This is a genomic window from Bacillus pumilus (genome assembly GCF_900186955.1).
Classification (GTDB): domain Bacteria; phylum Bacillota; class Bacilli; order Bacillales; family Bacillaceae; genus Bacillus; species Bacillus pumilus.
Window position 1 is genome coordinate 334,747 of sequence record NZ_LT906438.1, and the last position, 16,079, is coordinate 350,825.

13 protein-coding genes and 2 pseudogenes are annotated in these 16,079 nt (G+C 42.7%); 10 read left to right on the top strand and 5 right to left on the bottom strand.

What is annotated here, in order from left to right:
• Positions 1–211 precede the first annotated feature (211 nt).
• The 3 genes from CKW02_RS01840 (at position 212) to CKW02_RS01850 (ending at position 3,738) form a co-directional block, all read left to right on the top strand.
• Positions 212–1,159, top strand: a complete 948-nt coding sequence (locus tag CKW02_RS01840) for a dihydrodipicolinate synthase family protein (protein ID WP_003213849.1) — start codon at positions 212–214, stop codon at positions 1,157–1,159.
• Positions 1,160–1,236: 77 nt separating this feature from the next.
• The gene (locus CKW02_RS01845; RefSeq protein WP_003213988.1) at positions 1,237–2,244 is read left to right on the top strand and encodes a LacI family DNA-binding transcriptional regulator; all 1,008 of its coding nucleotides are present in this window, start codon (positions 1,237–1,239) and stop codon (positions 2,242–2,244) included.
• 120 nt (positions 2,245–2,364) lie between these two features.
• The gene (locus tag CKW02_RS01850; RefSeq protein WP_003214203.1) at positions 2,365–3,738 is read left to right on the top strand and encodes an MFS transporter; all 1,374 of its coding nucleotides are present in this window, start codon (positions 2,365–2,367) and stop codon (positions 3,736–3,738) included.
• A gap of 247 nt (positions 3,739–3,985) precedes the next feature.
• Here CKW02_RS01850 and CKW02_RS01855 read toward each other — a convergent pair.
• Positions 3,986–4,758, bottom strand: a pseudogene (locus CKW02_RS01855) (class I SAM-dependent methyltransferase).
• A gap of 117 nt (positions 4,759–4,875) precedes the next feature.
• On the opposite strand from CKW02_RS01855, the gene CKW02_RS01860 reads away from it, so the two are divergent.
• Positions 4,876–5,781, top strand: coding sequence for a LysR family transcriptional regulator (locus CKW02_RS01860; protein WP_034620230.1), 906 nt, complete (start codon positions 4,876–4,878; stop codon positions 5,779–5,781).
• A gap of 45 nt (positions 5,782–5,826) precedes the next feature.
• On the opposite strand, the gene CKW02_RS01865 is transcribed toward CKW02_RS01860, so the two are convergent.
• Positions 5,827–6,612 (bottom strand): carbon-nitrogen family hydrolase, encoded by a 786-nt coding sequence (locus CKW02_RS01865; RefSeq protein ID WP_003214317.1) that lies wholly within the window; start codon positions 6,610–6,612, stop codon positions 5,827–5,829.
• Between the two features lie 236 nt (positions 6,613–6,848).
• On the opposite strand from CKW02_RS01865, the pseudogene CKW02_RS01870 reads away from it, so the two are divergent.
• A pseudogene (locus CKW02_RS01870) lies at positions 6,849–7,806 on the top strand (acetylxylan esterase).
• A gap of 35 nt (positions 7,807–7,841) precedes the next feature.
• Here CKW02_RS01870 and CKW02_RS01875 read toward each other — a convergent pair.
• Positions 7,842–8,156: a hypothetical protein gene (locus CKW02_RS01875; RefSeq protein ID WP_003213913.1), complete on the bottom strand. Its 315-nt coding sequence runs from the start codon at positions 8,154–8,156 to the stop codon at positions 7,842–7,844.
• Between the two features lie 60 nt (positions 8,157–8,216).
• Here CKW02_RS01875 and CKW02_RS01880 point away from each other — a divergent pair, with 60 nt between their 5' ends.
• The 5 genes from CKW02_RS01880 to CKW02_RS01900 all read left to right on the top strand — a co-directional run bounded on the left by CKW02_RS01880 (position 8,217) and on the right by CKW02_RS01900 (position 14,439).
• The gene (locus tag CKW02_RS01880; RefSeq protein WP_095117740.1) at positions 8,217–9,020 is read left to right on the top strand and encodes a nucleotidyltransferase domain-containing protein; all 804 of its coding nucleotides are present in this window, start codon (positions 8,217–8,219) and stop codon (positions 9,018–9,020) included.
• A gap of 160 nt (positions 9,021–9,180) precedes the next feature.
• Positions 9,181–10,098: a proline dehydrogenase family protein gene (locus CKW02_RS01885; RefSeq protein WP_003214449.1), complete on the top strand. Its 918-nt coding sequence runs from the start codon at positions 9,181–9,183 to the stop codon at positions 10,096–10,098.
• A gap of 23 nt (positions 10,099–10,121) precedes the next feature.
• Complete coding sequence (gene pruA / locus CKW02_RS01890) at positions 10,122–11,669, top strand: L-glutamate gamma-semialdehyde dehydrogenase (RefSeq protein ID WP_003214333.1); 1,548 nt, start codon at positions 10,122–10,124, stop codon at positions 11,667–11,669.
• A gap of 125 nt (positions 11,670–11,794) precedes the next feature.
• Entirely contained in the window at positions 11,795–13,027 is a 1,233-nt protein-coding gene (locus CKW02_RS01895) for a PucR family transcriptional regulator (protein ID WP_003214110.1), read from the top strand.
• 113 nt (positions 13,028–13,140) lie between these two features.
• On the top strand, positions 13,141–14,439 hold the full coding sequence (locus CKW02_RS01900; protein ID WP_003214227.1) for an arsenic transporter: 1,299 nt from the start codon (positions 13,141–13,143) through the stop codon (positions 14,437–14,439).
• Positions 14,440–14,485: 46 nt separating this feature from the next.
• Here the strand turns inward: CKW02_RS01900 and CKW02_RS01905 are convergent, their stop codons facing one another.
• Together CKW02_RS01905 and CKW02_RS01910 are read right to left on the bottom strand one after the other, a co-directional pair.
• Positions 14,486–15,163 carry an amino acid ABC transporter permease gene (locus tag CKW02_RS01905; RefSeq protein WP_003214368.1) on the bottom strand — a complete coding sequence of 226 codons (678 nt, stop codon included), beginning with the start codon at positions 15,161–15,163 and terminating at the stop codon, positions 14,486–14,488.
• A 12-nt stretch (positions 15,164–15,175) separates the two neighbouring features.
• Complete coding sequence (locus tag CKW02_RS01910; protein WP_003214277.1) at positions 15,176–16,048, bottom strand: transporter substrate-binding domain-containing protein; 873 nt, start codon at positions 16,046–16,048, stop codon at positions 15,176–15,178.
• Positions 16,049–16,079: the final 31 nt, after the last annotated feature.

Genomic DNA, 16,079 nt, shown 5'->3' on the forward strand with positions numbered 1-16,079 from the left:
CGTTTGGAAAAAGAGGTATATGGTAAACAAAATATATCCCTTATTTTCTTTTTTGCAAAAATAAAATAGTATCTAAAATTCAACAATAGTTTTTTGAATTATTATAATTTTAAAAAAATAATGTTGACACCTCCGGCAATATCATTCTATGATAGTTTACGTAAACGCTTACCGTAAACGTTTACTATAACGAATGGGGAGGAATTTGTTTATGAAAAATAAAGAAAAATGGAGCGGTGTATTCCCGGCTGTCTTAATTCCTTTTAAAGATGACTATTCAATTGATGAACCTGCTTTTCGTAAGCTTGTCCGTTGGGTGGCGGATCACAAAGGGATTAACGGGATCGTTGTCAATGGACATACTGGCGAGATTATGACTTTACTGCCACATGAACGAGCTGAAGCAGTGCGCATTGCAGCCGACGAATTAAAAGGGGAAGTACCTGTCATTTCTGGGGTTTCTGCAGAAGGGACAATTGAAGCGATCCAGCATGCAAAAGCCGTTGAAGAAGCTGGTGGTGAAGGTATACTTCTCATGCCGCCACATTCATGGCTAAGATTCGGTATGCAGCCTGAATCACCTGTCCAATTCTTTAAAGATGTTGCAGAAGCGATTGATATTTCAATCATTGTCCATCAATATCCAACATGGACAAAAACCTCATATACAACCAGTCAATTACTAGAAATGTCGGAAATTGAGAATGTTGTTTCGTTTAAAATTGGTCAAAGAGACATGGCACAATACGAGGTCGATGTACGGGCATTGAAAAAACATGCACCAGATGTATCGTTACTCACATGTCATGATGAATATTTATTGCCAACATTGGTTCAAGGCATTGATGGAGCACTTGTAGGTTTCGGCTGTTTCGTGCCAGATTTGATCGCTGAACTTGTGAAATGTGTGGAAGAAAAAGACCTTGTAGCGGCTAATAAAGTTTACGATAGAATCTTTGAATTAAAGCATGCTGTGTATAAAATGGATGAACCTTCATCTACTTCTCATCTGCGCATGAAGGAAGCGATGTATCAGCGAGGTTTGATCAGTAGCTCGCTTGCTAGGAAGCCGGTATTACCTTTAACTGATGAGGAAAAAGAAGAAATTCGCCAGGGCCTTCAAAGTGTTGGTTTGCTTAAGGAAAACGTCGGTAGATAACAGACCATTGATTTCATGATGAAGGTGAGTCAGGTTATAATAGTGTATAAAACAACAGACTCCCGGAGGTATGAAATGTGTCAGTAAGTATTAAAGATGTCGCATTGAAAGCTGGAGTGTCTATCGCCTCTGTTTCCAGAGTATTAAGTGGTAAACCAGGAGTAGGTGCTCAAACGGCTGAAAGAATCAAACAAGTGATTGATGAGTTAGGCTATCGCCCTAATTTAGGAGCTAGAGGGCTCGTTAAAAGAAAGACTGGCAATATAGCTGTCGTGGTTCCGCGTGGTTCATATATTTTGAATAATCCATTTTTTTCGACGATTTTAGATGGTATTGCGAAGGAATTAGATGAAACTGAATTCAATATGTTGATGTCATTTACATCTATACAGCAGCAGCGATTACTTGAAACACAGGCTGTAGATGGTGCCATTTTATTTTCTCCAAGAAATGAAGAATTGAGTATGGATTGGTTAAAAAGTTTAGCTATTCCCATTATTGTTGTTGGAAGTTACTTAGAGGATTCTCCTTTCCCATGTGTCAGGCCAGATGATGAAGAAGGTGTGTGTCAATCCGTAACGGCCTTATTTGAGAAAGGTCATCGAACCATTGGGCTGGTCAATGGTCCAATGAGTTCGATGCATAGTGTGAGGTACTACAAGGGATATGAGCGCACACTTAAAAATTTAGGGTTAACAATGAACAAAGAACTTGTGTTTGAGTTAGATGAATTTGATGGGGGAAAAGTAGTAGAAGTGGTTTCTCAATTTCTCCAAGGAAACCAGCACATGACTGGAGTTGTTTGCTCTTCAGATTTTTTGGCGATGGGGGTCATGAAAGCTGCAGATCACGCAAATGTGTCCATACCTCATGACTTGTCAGTCGTTGGTGCCGATGATGTGCCCATTGCAAGTTTTCTAACCCCTTCTTTATCTTCAGTTCATGTAGATTTAGTTGGAATGGGGAGAAAAGCTGTTTCTTTATTAACACAGGTATTAGAAGGAGAACAGTTAGAGGCGATGGAACATATCTTCCCTATGTACTACATAGATCGGGGCACCACGGGAACGCCAAAAAAGAAATGATAGATGCTGAAAACTCGTATGAACGCTCTAGAATGTCTCTTGATTTAAAATGTAAGCGACTTCTTTAGCGCTCTTCGGCATGTACTTTTGCATCATTTCCTCTAATAAGGAGGAGATATCATGACGTTAGAAGTCAGCGGAAATTCAAATTCTCATGATGGGCAAGTTGTTGATAGAGCTTCACAACTATTGACGAGAATGGAAAGTGTACCTTTTTCTAGATGGCATTTAAAGCCTCGTATCATTATGGGATCTGCCACCTTTTTTGATGCTTTTGATGCTCTGTCTTTAGCGTTTGTTCTCCCAGTTCTAATCGGCATGTGGAGTTTATCACCTGCTCAAATTGGTCTTCTTATTGGGTCTGGTTATATAGGACAAGCGATTGGTGCCATTTTCTTTGGATGGTTAGCAGAAAGGCGTGGCCGTGTTTTTAGTGCAAAGTGGACTATACTCCTCATGTCCGTCATGAGTATTGCATGTGTGTTTTCAGGTAATTTTATGGCACTGTTTATTTTTCGTTTTATACAAGGAATTGGGGTAGGAGGAGAGGTGCCGGTAGCAGCCTCATATATCAATGAGCTATCCCGGGCTCAAGGGAGAGGCAGATTTTTTATGCTTTATGAGATGATTTTTCCTTTAGGGTTAATGATCTCAGCTCAAATCGGCGCATTTGTTGTACCTAGCTTTGGGTGGAAGTGGATGTTTTTAATTGGAGGCATTGGAGGTCTAATCGTCTTTGTATTCTTTTTTATGTTACGTGAATCTCCGAGATGGCTTATTTCGAAAGGCAGATTAGATGAGGCCGAAAGAATTATTGAAGAAATTGAAGCTAGTACTGACAAACGAATGCCTGTAAAACAAGTATATAATAGTACTGAAAAGGGCGATTGGAAAGAGCTTTTTTCAACTTTTTACCGTAAAAGAACCTTGATCGTATGGGGACTATGGTTTTCTGCCTACTTTGTATCGAATGGTTTAAATAACTGGTTACCAAGTCTTTATAATACGGTTTACAATTTGCCAGTTGGAGATTCATTAAGGGCAGCCTCTCTCACAAATATTTTACAGACCATAGGGGTATTCGCTTGTGCATTTTTAATTGATAAAGTAGGACGAAAGCGCTGGGCAACCATTGCATTTATCGTAACAGGTGCTTTATTAACGGCTTTATGGATCAGCGGAGCGAGTTCTCCAGAAAGTGTGATCTATTTAGGGTCCGCTGCTTACGGAATGATGGGGACAATTACAGTTCTTCTCTATTTATATACACCTGAAATTTATCCAACACGTATGAGGGTGATTGGAACGGCATTTGCTACTGCTTGGCTTAGGCTGGCCTCAGCGATTGCTCCTATTATGATAGGCTTTATTTTAGAGGTGAGCGGTGTTTCAACTATTTTTATTCTTTTCGCAAGTGTGACTGTAGTGGGAGCAATTCTTGCTTTTAAAATGATCGAAACGCGTGAGAAAGTATTAGAGGATATTGCACCGTGATTGACGCACGCAGTGAAGAACTTATTCCAAAGAGGGTAGGTTCTTTTTTTATTCAGAGGATCTACGTACAATTTTTAAAATGCCTAACCTATCTCCGTTCTTTTATCTTATAATAGAAACACGATGTAGCACTCCTTGTTGTGAGGAGGGACGTGTCACGAACATGAAAAGCAATACCTGTGAGACAGTGAAGATGTATATTCGAAATAAAAAAGTCTACCGACGAAGGTAGACTTTTTCTATCAGTTTAATTCTTGATTCCTTGAATGAGTGCAGCTTTTAAGCAGAAGGAAATAGGCTGCTGCTGTGCATCGAATTGAAGCTGAAATAGCTGCTTTGTATCAGGGTCTGCGGCTTGAAGATGGGAAACGATCTCCTGTTGGACATTTTCTGGTGTGCGTCCACGTGTGATCCAGTCCTGATAATCAATTTGCAGATCCCAGTAACGAACCTCTTTTTGAGTCAGTTTGTTGGCAGCGAAAAGCTCTTCCCATTCTGATAATGAGCTTTCTCGCACATGAGAAGGATCTCTAAGTCTATTTAAGTGATTAATGAATGAATCCTGTGCCGCATTCTCAGGTGCATAATGGTCGACGAGTAGAAATGCGCCGCCTTTTTTAAGACCCGGCTGATTTCGGACATGGCTGCGGGAAGGTTTGGAAAGTGGTGAGCGGCAAACCGGCACGTCACGATATCAAATGATTCATCAGCGAATGGCAATGCTTCTGCGGCTGCCCGTTCAAAAGTAATATGTTCCAGCTGGCGTTCTTTTGCAAGTGCTGCTGCAACCTCGATCATTTTTTGCGTGACATCAATGCCGATCCCTTTAGAAATAATGTCTGAAAAGGAAAAAACGGTATGCCCTGCTCCGCAGCCGATATCAAGTAAATGCTCATGACCCTTCGCATTTGCTGTCGCTTTCATCCATTCCAGCTCTTCTCCGGCTGAAAATATAGGTGAATCTCGATAGTTCTCGGCATTTTGTGAGAATTGGTTTTCAGCTTTAGCATATGGATTCATTTCTTCTCCCCCTTTTGTTGTCTCTTTATCGTAAAATTCCTTTTGTTATTTGTCTAAGACATAAAAGATATGACATGAATAGTTAAAACCTATGAGGTGATGTAAGTGGATATACGAATGATGGAATATGTCATGGAAGTGTACCGGCAGAAAAGTTTTACAAAAGCAGCGGACCAGCTTCACATTGCACAGCCTTCTTTAAGCCAACAAATAAAGAAACTGGAAGAGGAATTAGACACCCCCCTATTTATTCGAAAGTATGGACAAGTCACACCCACCCCTCAAGGGAGTCGGTTCATTAAAAGGGCTGAGAACATTTTGAAGGAAAGAGATGATTTGCTGCGTGAAATGGGAGAAGCAGCTTATGAGGTGGGGAAAGAGCTGAACATTGGAGCGCCAGCTGTCACAGGGGGATATGTCTTGCCTGGTTTATTAAAAACCTTTTGTCAAACGTATCCCCATGTTCACGTTCAACTAATAGAAGAATCACCTCGTGAGCTAGAAAAACTTCTATTGGCTGGTCAGCTGGATTTGGCTATTTTATCTATGCCGGTCGAGCATGAATCATTGAAAACGAAACACATGCTGACAGAGCCGCTTCTTCTTGCAGTACCGCCATCTGCTCAACCTTGGTTACAGGCGGAATTGAACGATATCATCAATCAAGCAAATCAGAAAGGGGCTGTTCCGTTTCGCCTTCTGGAAGACGCAGCATTCATTATGCTGAAAGAGGGATACGGCTTTCGGCAAGTGGTCACGGAACTATGTCTTCAACATGGTTTTCAGCCGAAAATTACCTTTGAAACAAGTCATATTCAAACAGCGCAGGCATTGGTCAAAAATGGACTAGGTGTGACAGTTGTGCCGAAAATGGTGGCACAAGAGGACAGGAACGAAGTCACTTATTTGAAAATTGATTCATGCCCAAACCGCACTCTTGTGTTTGCATATGTGGAAGAAAGGTATTTAACGAAAGCCGCTCAAGCCCTAATGGACCTTTACCAGAATCAAGGGAAAGCTTAAACAAACGTTTAATTAAATGAAAAAAGCAGGGGAGCACCCTGCTTTCTAATAGATGTCCAGACGCTGATCTGTCATCACAGGAATCTGCTGTCTCACTTCATCCACTAGCTGAAGGTCAATTTCCGCATAATAAATGTCTTCCTCATGACTTGTTTCAAGCAGAATACGGCCAAGTGGATCAATCACCATGGAGTGTCCAGGGAATTCAGTGTCTCTGCTTGTGCCTGTTCTGTTAACAGCAATCATAAATGACTGATTTTCAATCGCTCTTGCGATAAGCAAGCTGCGCCAATGATCTACTCTTGCTGACGGCCATTGCGCCGTATTGATAAGCACCTTCGCCCCTTTATTGACAAGCGTTCTGGAAAGCTGCGGGAAGCGGAGGTCATAGCAGATCATCGCGCCGATCTTCACATCCTCATCATAGTCAAATAAACCAAGCTGATCACCAGCAGTTAAATAGTTGTGCTCATCCATTAAGCGGAACAAATGAATTTTGTCATAATCGACTAAAAGCTCACCTTGGCGGTTAAATCCATACATCGTGTTGGTGATCCTCTCATCTTCTGTGCGCTTGTTCAATACACTTCCTGCAATGAGAACGACTTGGTGCTTACGGGCAAAGGAAGAGAAAAGCTGTTTTGTTCGTTCACCGTTTACATCTGCCAGCTGATCGGCTTTTTCAAGAGCGTAACCAGTATTCCACATTTCGGGTAAAATGATCAGATCAGGCTGCTCGCGGATCGCTTCTTCTAAAAATGCTTCTGCTTTTTGAAAGTTCACATCAGGTTCTCCAATTTGTACGTCCATCTGGACAAGGGCGATTTTCATACAGGTTCCTCCTTTATTCGATGATTACGAATGTGAAATCCATGAATGGATTTGTTGATTTGTTTTGTCTAAGAATCTCTAGTTTTCAAGCCAGTTTCTTTATCATAAAGGTTTCAATCTTCTTTGCCAATAGAAATGTCAGAAGGTTTTGTCTTTTGTAGTGAAAATGTCTTTCTTCGTCAAGAAAACAGTGATATGATACACACAACTAATAAAACAAAGGGGGATAGTAGGATATGCAATTGTTTGATTTACCGTTAGATGAGCTAAAAAAGTATAAACCGAAGAAAACAGCACGTCCTGATTTCTCAGACTTTTGGAAGGCGTCGCTTGAAGAACTGAACCAAGTGGAGGCAGAGCCAGCACTTGAACCTTATGATTATCCAGTAAAGGGCGTTAAGGTGTACCGCCTGACGTTTCAAAGCTTTGGTCAATCTCAAATTGAAGGCTGGTATGCGGTACCAGATCAAACAGGTCCGCATCCAGCACTCGTTCGTTTTCATGGCTATAATGCAAGCTATGACGGCGACATTCATGACATCGTCAATTGGGCACTGCATGGCTATGCGACATTTGGTATGCTCGTCCGCGGTCAAGGCGGCAGTGAAGATAAGACAGTGACACCAGGCGCGCAGGCTTTGGGGTGGATGACAAAAGGTATTTTATCGAAAGAGACCTACTATTATCGGGGTGTTTATTTAGATGCGGTTCGAGCGCTCGACGTGATTCAGTCCTTCCCAGAAGTGGATGAACACCGAATCGGCGTGGTGGGCGGCAGCCAGGGTGGTGCACTAGCGGTTGCAGCTGCAGCACTTTCAGACATTCCGAAGGTCGTCGTGGCAGATTATCCGTACTTATCAAATTTCGAGCGTGCAGTGGATATGGCATTGGAACATCCTTATTTAGAAATCAATTCATACTTTCGCAGAAACAGTGATCCAGAAGCGGAAGAAAAGGTATTTGAGACGTTAAGCTATTTTGATTTGATCAATTTAGCCGGATGGGTGAAACAGCCCACGTTGATGGCAATCGGTTTGATCGACCAAATCACCCCCCCCATCTACTGTGTTTGCGGTATACAACCATTTAGAAACAGATAAAGATTTAAAGGTGTACCGCTATTTTGGACACGAGTACATCCCGGCTTTTCAAACAGAGAAGCTTGCCTTCTTACAAAAGCATTTAACGAATTAAAAGAAAAGAGGCCACTCTCTAGGAGGGCCTCTTTTTTAATAGCTCGTATTCTGTCTCGTTTTTTCATCAGGCACTAACGCGGTGATAATGAGGGCAAGGGCAGTGATGATATGAAGAATGAATCCGAGAATCGGAATCCAGGCAAGACAGGATGTGACAATTCCGATGATGCTTCCAATCATTGGTCCCTGGTCTCGCTTCGATAAGACGAGTGTGATAATATGCAGAATAAGCATGACCATGAGCGGTGTATAGCCATTACTGATAACGAATAGACCTCCGATCACAGGGATGGCAAGGCAGGCTTCAAAAATCCCAGTGATCCATTTCATAATGCGAGATATAGACATTAGATCCAACTCCTTTTTCATATATGTCTTATTCGTATTTTCCCAAAACGTGAAGAAGTCATGCAGAATTCTATAGAAAGAGTTGATGGACGCTTGAGAGAGAGAATTAAGGAAGAGCTGAAAATCATTGAAAAAACGTATGACGTAAAGATTTGCCTTGCCGTCGAATCAGGCAGCAGGGCATGGGGATTTCCCTCGACTGATAGTGATTATGATGTTCGTTTTTTATATGTTCCCCGGAAAGAATGGTATTGGGCAATGGAAGAGCATCGTGATGTCATTGAACGACCGATTGATGACATGCTTGACATCAGCGGCTGGGAGCTTAGAAAGGCACTTCGCTTATTCAATAAATCAAATCCGTCCATTATGGAATGGCTGTCTTCTGATATCATTTATGCTGAATCTTTCTCTTTGGCAAAGCAGCTAAGAGAATTAAAAGATCGAGCGTTTTACCCTGCGGCTTTGATGTATCATTACCTCAATATGGCAAAGCGGAATGAGAGTCGGCATTTACGAGGAGAGCAGGTGCGAATCAAGAAGTATTTCTATGTGCTTCGTCCGCTGCTTGCCTGTCAGTGGATTGAGCGTTACCGGACAGTTCCACCAATGGACTTTCATGAATTGCTCAAAGAGCTAGTGGAGGAAGGCCCGCTTTTAGCAGAAATTCACGAACTGCTCAAACGTAAAATGGACGGAGAAGAAATGGATGTAGAGAACCGTCTCGCTCATGTCCATCCATTTATTGATCAAGAGCTGGCGCGTTTTGATGAATTGGTGAAAAGCTACAATCAACCGAAAGACAATCTGATGCAAGAATTAAATGAGCTGCTGCAGTCTACCCTTGATGAGGTGTGGGTGTAGGAGGGAAGAGCCAGCCGGATAGCGGCAGGCTCTTTTTTATCTCTTATTGTGATAAAACCACAAAAAAAGTCAGAATTTTTGTCATCTTCAAATATTGTAGCGGACAGCTTATGAGCCTTACAATAAAGACATAGCTTACAAAGAGTGGGAGGTGCCCTTTATGGAGTCGGTCACAAGAAATTTCTTCTTGTTTTTGTCAAAAAGCAGTCTCTTGAACCATATTGCTCGTAATTGGGGAAGTGCTGTTGCATCTAAGAAAATCATCGGTGGGAAAGATTTTGAGAGCGCTATCTCTGTCATTAAACGATTAAATGATCAAGGAATGGCTGTAACAGTCGATCACCTTGGTGAGTTTGTCACAAAGGCAGAGATTGCAAATGAGCGGACGGATGAGTGTATTCAAACCATTCAGCGGATTGCTGAGGCGGGACTCAATTCCCACGTGTCACTCAAAATGACATCACTCGGCCTGGATATTGACGATGACCTTGTGTATCGCAATATGAAACGTATTTTAGATACGGCAGAAAAACACCGTATCATGGTGACAATCGATATGGAGGATGAACAGCGCTGTCAAAAAACGCTGGACATTTTTAAAGAGATGAAATCTCAATATGAGTATGTTAGTACGGTCCTGCAGGCGTATTTGTACAGAACAGAAAAGGATCTTGATGACCTCAATGAGCTGCAACCATTTTTACGACTTGTAAAGGGTGCCTATAAGGAATCCGCCGAAGTGGCGTATCCGAACAAAAAAGACGTTGATCAGAATTACAAGAAACTGATCGAAAAGCAATTACTTACAGGGAACTATACAGCCATTGCGACACATGACGATCAAATGATCGAGTTCACGAAAAATATTGTAAAAAAACACAATATACCGACAAGTCAGTTCGAATTTCAAATGCTGTATGGCATGAGATCAGAAACGCAGCAGGCACTTGTGAAGGAAGGCTATCAAATGAGGGTCTATACCCCGTATGGACGAGAGTGGTATGGCTACTACATGAGACGTCTTGCAGAACGGCCGGCAAACATTGCCTTTGCTTTAAAAGGAATGACGAAAAAATAATTTGAAACGGGAGCGTGACAAAGATGACAACACCTTACAAACATGAACCATTCACGGATTTTAGCCAGGAAGAAAACCGTAAAGCGTTTGAACAAGCATTAGCAAAGGTAACAGAATCACTGGGTCAAACCTATCCGCTCGTGATTAATGGCGAAAGAATCGAAACGAAAGACCAAATTGTCTCGATCAATCCAGCGAAAAAGGATGAAGTTGTTGGAACCGTATCAAAGGCCGGGAAAGAAGAGGCAGAACAAGCGGTTCAGGCTGCGGCCAAAGCATTTGAAACTTGGCGCTATACGTCTCCAGAAGAAAGAGCCAGCGTCATATTCCGTGCTGCGGCAAGCATTCGCCGTAAAAAGCATGAGTATTCAGCCCTTCTTGTCAAAGAAGCAGGTAAGCCTTGGAACGAGGCGGACGCAGATACAGCAGAAGCGATCGACTTCCTTGAATATTATGCTCGTCAAATGCTGGAGCTGGCGAAAGGCAAACCAGTGAACAGCCGCGAAGGGGAACACAATCAATACGTATACACACCAACTGGCGTGACGCTCGTCATTCCGCCGTGGAACTTCTTGTTTGCCATTATGGCAGGAACAACAGTAGCACCAATCGTTACAGGGAACACAGTTGTCTTAAAACCTGCAAGTGCAACTCCTGTCATTGCCGCACGTTTTGTGGAAGAGCTTGAGCAAGCAGGTCTTCCAAAGGGTGTGGTGAACTTTGTACCAGGAAGCGGAGCTGAAGTTGGAGATTACTTAGTCGATCACCCGAAAACAAGCCTGATTACATTCACTGGCTCAAGAGAAGTAGGGACACGTATCTTTGAACGTGCGGCAAAAGTACAGCCAGGTCAGCAGCATTTAAAGCGTGTCATTGCTGAAATGGGCGGTAAAGATACAGTGGTTGTAGATGAGGATGCAGACGTCGAATTAGCGGCTAATGCCATTTTCACATCAGCCTTCGGTTTTTCAGGTCAGAAATGTTCAGCTGGATCTCGGGCAGTCGTCCACGAGAAGCTGTATGACCAAGTGATCGAGCGAGTGAAGGAAATCACAGAAACGAAAACAACAGCGAACCCTCTTTCTGCGGATGTCTACATGGGGCCTGTCATTGATCAAGCGTCCTTTGACAAGATCACGGATTATATCGAGGTTGGCAAACAGGAAGGCCGCTTAGTCACTGGCGGAACGAGTGATAATTCGGAAGGATATTTCATTCATCCAACCATTTTTGCGGATCTTGAGCCAACATCTCGCTTGATGCAAGAAGAAATCTTTGGACCTGTCTTGGCCTTCTCGAAAGTGTCTAGCTTTGATGAGGCACTTGAAGTAGCCAACAACACGGAATATGGTTTGACAGGTGCTGTCATTACCAATAATCGTGATCACATCAACCGTGCGAAGCAGGAGTTCCACGTAGGAAACCTCTACTTTAACCGTAACTGCACAGGAGCCATCGTGGGATACCACCCATTCGGCGGATTCAAAATGTCAGGAACCGATTCAAAAGCAGGTGGTCCAGATTACCTAGCTCTACACATGCAGGCAAAAACGATTAGTGAAATGTTTTAAGTTGGAAAAGCATGAACCTGTACACACGGGTTCATGCTTTTTTTGCTTGTCTACGACTTGTTTCTATGCAAATCTGTCCGGAAAGAAGTATGATAAATGTATTACTTAATCAGGGAGCAATCGGGATGGAAGAGATATTAGAAAAGCTTCATACATTTTTTGATGTCGATAAGTTAATTGCATTTATTAGCGGGTATTTAAAAAAACCAGTCATTTTAGAAAGCACAGAGTGTCAGCTCCTTGCTTATAATTCTTACAGCATTCAGCAGTTTGACCCAGTCAATCAGCAAACGATTTTCTCAAAGGAATGTCCGGGGTCTGTAGTCGATTGGTTAAAGAAAACAGGGGTCATCGAGCGGCTTCACAAGGAGTCAAAGCCTTTTTATGTGAGCGGTCATGACGAGCTCGGGTTTAATCGGCGGGTGGCTGTGAGCGCCAAGCACAAACAAGAGGTTGTAGGCTTTATTTGGGTGCAGGACATTGAGGATTCTCTCACGCAGGAGGAGCTGCAATTTTTGCATGAAGCTTCCTTTCAAGTGGGAAAAGTGATTTATAAGAATAAGAAACAGCTGGAGAAAAAGGAAGGCAAGATTGAAGAATTTTTCAAAAAGGTCATGGATGATCATTTTTATACAGAAGAAGAACTGAAGTGGGAGGCTGAGAATTTAAGCATCCCGCTGCCAGCGGTATTTACTGTCATGGTCGTACACGCTGCCGATAACAAAAGTGAGACGGCAGAAGATGTAAAGGACGTCATTCGGACGTATTTGCAGCTAGAAGACAAGGTGAATCACGTATACTCCGTTCAAGCCGACATTGTCGTGATATTGGGCAGCTTGTCAGACCGGCACTCACCGAAAGCGACTGCGGCTGACGTCATCGCTCACCTGCAATCGAAAGCGCATGCCCATCCTTCTCCATTGTATATTGGAATGGGAAGAGAATATCGAGATGTCATGAAAATGAGCACAAGTCGATTTGAAGCGATAGAGGTCGTGAAGGCTGTGAAAATTGTGGGGGGACAAGAGCTGATTCCATATGATTACGAGAATCTGGGGGTTTTCCGGTTCTTAGACTCAATTTACAGTCATCAAAAAAAGAAAAATGACTTCAATCCAGATTTATTACGTTTGAAAGAAAAAGACCGTGACAGCCAAACCTCATTTTTAAAAACGCTTGAAGTCTACTTATTGAATAACTGCAAGCTAAAGCCAGCCGCGGAGCAGTTGTTTATTCATCAAAATACATTAAATTATCGAATGAAACAAATCTTTGATATGACCTCAATCGATTTAAGTCACTTCAGCCAGCGATGTGAGTTATTTATTGAATTAATGCTGATGAAAAAAGATCAATAGTCATCGAATCCGCAGGTGCCCGGGATCACCTGCGGGTTTTCATGTGAAAATGGCATACAACGGCCGTGTTTCGTTGTATGATAGATAAGGATTTTATGAAAGGGGGGCCACCTTTGGGAGCAGTCACCTTGGCCATTTTGATTTTCATCCTGACCCTCGTCCTTGTCATTTGGCAGCCAGGACGTTTAACCATTGGATGGTCAGCATGTGGAGGCGCCATTCTTGCACTTGCCTTTGGTGTCGTTCATCTGGGCGATGTGTGGGAAGTGACGCAAATAGTATGGAACGCAACATTTGCGTTTATTGGCATCATTATTATTTCGTTAATTTTAGATGAAATCGGCTTTTTCGAATGGGCTGCACTGCATATGGCAAAAGCCGCAAAAGGGAACGGTGTCCGCATGTTTATTTATTTAACATTGCTCGGCGCTGTCGTGGCTGCTTTTTTTGCGAACGATGGAGCGGCACTGATTTTGACCCCGATCGTCTTGTCTGTAGTGAGAGCGTTAAAGCTGGATGAGCGGATGATCCTGCCTTTTGTGATGGCGAGCGGCTTTATTGCAGATACAACATCCTTGCCATTTGTCATTAGTAACTTGGTCAATATCGTATCAGCCGACTATTTTCATATTGGGTTTCTAGAATATACAGCAAACATGTTCGTGCCAAACCTTGTGTCACTTGGAGCAAGCATGTTAGTGCTTTATGTGTTTTACCGAAAGCTTATCCCAAAAACATACGATGTATCACAGGCGAAGGAACCGGCATCAGTGATCCGGGATATCCGCATGTTCCGCTTGTCTTGGTATGTGCTTGGCTGTCTGCTTGTCGGTTATTTTGCAGGGGAACTCATTGGGGTTCCGGTCTCCATCATTGTGGGCGGTATTGCCCTTGTCTTCTTGTGGCTGGCAAGAAGAAGTCCGCAAGTGGCGACAAAACGTGTCGTAAAAGAAGCACCGTGGTCCATTGTCTTTTTCTCAATCGGCATGTATGTCGTCGTATATGGACTGAAGAATGTCGGTCTCACAGAAATATTGGCGGCATGGATCGAACAAGGAGCATCGCATGGCTTGCTTGCGGGAACGATGTTTATGGGCGTGCTTGCCGCAGTGCTGTCCTCTGTCATGAACAATCTGCCTACCGTATTGATTGATGCGATAGCAATCGGTCATACAGATACAGCAGGCGTCATGAGAGACGGATTGATTTATGCCAATGTCATCGGCTCCAACCTTGGTCCGAAAATGACCCCCATCGGCTCATTGGCGACATTACTGTGGCTTCATGTTCTTAAGAAAAAAGGCGTCCATATCTCTTGGGGTGCATACATGAAAGCCGGAATCATCCTGACCATCCCAACCTTGATCCTTACTTTATTGGGGTTATATGCGTGGTTATGGCTCATACATTAAAGCTGAATCTAAAAAAGAGCAGGTCGATTGGATCTGCTCTTTTTTGTTACAGATATTTTGCATAGTGTTTTTCTAAAAAGTCCTGAAGCAATGAGACTACGCTGCAAATGCCCCAGTAAATGAGGGCGACCAAAATATACATGGTCATATAATCGAATTCGCGCCCACCTACGATCTTTGCTTGCTGGAAAAGCTCGGGTACAGTAATCATCGCAGCCAGTGAGGAGGCTTTGATTAAATCGAGCATGACATTGGTCAATGGCGGCAGTGCGATGCGGACGGATTGAGGCAAAATGACACCGCGCATCGTTTGCCAATAGCTGAGACCTAGTGATTTGGCAGCTTCCACCTGTCCACTTGGAACAGATGAGAGGGCCGCCCGATTGATTTCTGCAATATAGGCAGCGCTATTGAAGCTGAATCCAATAATGGCAGCAGTGACCGCTGTAAACTCAATGCCGATATAAGGAAATCCAAAATAAAGAATAAACAAAATTACCAGAATGGGCACGCCACGCATGAATGAGATATACAGCCGTGCAGGCAGCCAAAGCATCCACGTATTCGCCATTCTGGCAAGCGCAATAAAAAAGCCGAGAATGGTGCCAAAAAACATGCTCACAAAGGAAATGAGCAGCGTCAGCCAGATGCCTTTCATGACAAATGGAAATGACGCCTTTGCCAGTGCAGGATTAAATATATATTCTAAATGAATATCTCCCACGCTTGCGGCTCCTTATTTAGAAATGTCGACATCTTCGACATCAGCATCTATTTTCTTTGAGACGTCTGCATGATTAAAGAATTTTTCGGAAATCTTTTTCATGGTTCCGTCTTTTTTCATTTCTTTTAAGACACGATTTAATTCTTTTTGAAGCTCTGTGTTGTCTTTCTTCATCACAAAACCTTGTTCGTTTGGCATGTATTTTAAGTCAGGGTGAATCGTAATATTTAATTTCGGGAATGCAGCTAGAGCTAGTGTCTGCAAGTAATAATCATTTAGAATGACATCTGTACGACCGTTAGCGACATCCTTTAAGTATTGCTCGTTTGTCGCATTATCATAAATGACTTCCTTCGCACCGTACTTGCGAGCGACATCCATGTAAATCGTTGTGGCAGCACCAGCTGCTTTCTTTCCTTTTAAATCTTTTAACGTTTTAATGCCAGACAAATCATCTTTTCTTACGATCGCAGTGCCATAAGAATATTTATAAGGAGTTGAAAAGGCGAACTTATCTTTTCTGTCATCTGTGATGTCAATGTCATTTGCAGCGGCATCCACTTGACCAGAATTAATGGCGCTCAGCATGCCATCATAGCCCATTTCTTTAAATTCTACTTTCACATCAAGGCGTTTAAATGCTTCTTTGACCACTTCCACTTCATAACCAGTCAATTGATCCTTGCCATTAGCTGTATCATGATATGACGTTGGATAAAGGGTGCCTGAAGTAGCAACCACGATTTTCCCTTTCTTTTGAATCTCATCCCACTTTGAATCTCCAGACTGAGAAGAGCCTGATTGACTGCAAGCAGACAAGACAAGTATGAAAGCAGACACAACAAGCATTACCCAGATCGATTTTCTATGATAAAAACGACTCATTTAAGAATCCTCCTCTATTTTTTATACAAAA

Excerpts from the sequence above, each read along its gene's own strand:
- CKW02_RS01840 (WP_003213849.1), top strand. The coding sequence starts at position 212 with ATGAAAAATAAAGAAAAATGGAGCGGTGTATTCCCGGCTGTCTTAATT.
- CKW02_RS01850 (WP_003214203.1), top strand. The coding sequence starts at position 2,365 with ATGACGTTAGAAGTCAGCGGAAATTCAAATTCTCATGATGGGCAAGTT.
- CKW02_RS01860 (WP_034620230.1), top strand. The coding sequence starts at position 4,876 with ATGATGGAATATGTCATGGAAGTGTACCGGCAGAAAAGTTTTACAAAA.
- CKW02_RS01865 (WP_003214317.1), bottom strand. The coding sequence starts at position 6,612 with ATGAAAATCGCCCTTGTCCAGATGGACGTACAAATTGGAGAACCTGAT.
- CKW02_RS01875 (WP_003213913.1), bottom strand. The coding sequence starts at position 8,156 with ATGTCTATATCTCGCATTATGAAATGGATCACTGGGATTTTTGAAGCC.
- CKW02_RS01880 (WP_095117740.1), top strand. The coding sequence starts at position 8,217 with ATGCAGAATTCTATAGAAAGAGTTGATGGACGCTTGAGAGAGAGAATT.
- CKW02_RS01885 (WP_003214449.1), top strand. The coding sequence starts at position 9,181 with ATGGAGTCGGTCACAAGAAATTTCTTCTTGTTTTTGTCAAAAAGCAGT.
- pruA (WP_003214333.1), top strand. The coding sequence starts at position 10,122 with ATGACAACACCTTACAAACATGAACCATTCACGGATTTTAGCCAGGAA.
- CKW02_RS01895 (WP_003214110.1), top strand. The coding sequence starts at position 11,795 with ATGGAAGAGATATTAGAAAAGCTTCATACATTTTTTGATGTCGATAAG.
- CKW02_RS01910 (WP_003214277.1), bottom strand. The coding sequence starts at position 16,048 with ATGAGTCGTTTTTATCATAGAAAATCGATCTGGGTAATGCTTGTTGTG.